At 49.9% G+C, this 778-nt stretch carries 1 protein-coding gene; it reads left to right on the top strand.

The features are described 5' to 3' along the window. The coding region (locus tag R7Z47_RS24555) for a glutamate ligase domain-containing protein (RefSeq protein WP_318130722.1) at positions 1-778 on the top strand (778 nt) is incomplete at both ends.

Here is a 778-nt window from a genome sequence, read left to right on the forward strand (position 1 = left end):
ATGTAGTGCTTCTTGAAGTTGGCTTAGGTGGGCGACTAGATGCAACAAACGTCGTTGATCACGATGTGTCAGTGATCACCAGCCTGGCGATCGACCATGTAGATTGGCTTGGTGACGACATCAATGTTATCGGCTTTGAAAAAGCGGGCATCTACCGTGCAGGTAAACCCGCGATTTGTGGTCAACCACTGCCTCCAGCAACGGTTGCAGCCCATGCTGATGATATCGGTGCTGAATTCTTCCAAGTCGGCATCCAGTTTGACTACGCTCTAACTGAGAAAGGTTGGAAGTGGAGTAGTGGTGCTTTTGCGCTTGAGGATCTTCCTCTGCCTTCGCTACCTCTTCCAAATGCTGCCACTGCTTTAATGGCTCTAGGCGCGTCGGAATTGCAAATCACTGACATAAACATCGTGAATGGCTTGAATAATGCTCGACTCGCGGGTCGAATGCAGGTGCTTCAACACGAGCCAGAAATTGTGTTGGACGTGGCGCACAACCCTCATTCTGCTGAGTATTTAGTTGAAAAGGTGAAAACTCAGTACGCGGGGAAAACTATCCACGTTGTGATTGCAATGCTGCATGATAAAGACATCAAAGCGACATTGGCCGCGCTTAAGCCTATCGCGACGCATTGGTATCCAGCATCGTTGACTGGGCCACGAGCTGCAACGGCGGATGAATTGTGCCAATACCTACCGCAAGGGCAAGCTCAGTTCCAAACACCGGTTGAAGCGTTTGAGAGTGCATTAAGCAGCGCTGCTTCAAACGATGTTGTGTT

This window comes from Vibrio sp. 1641 (assembly GCF_033339995.1).
GTDB lineage: Bacteria > Pseudomonadota > Gammaproteobacteria > Enterobacterales > Vibrionaceae > Vibrio > Vibrio alginolyticus.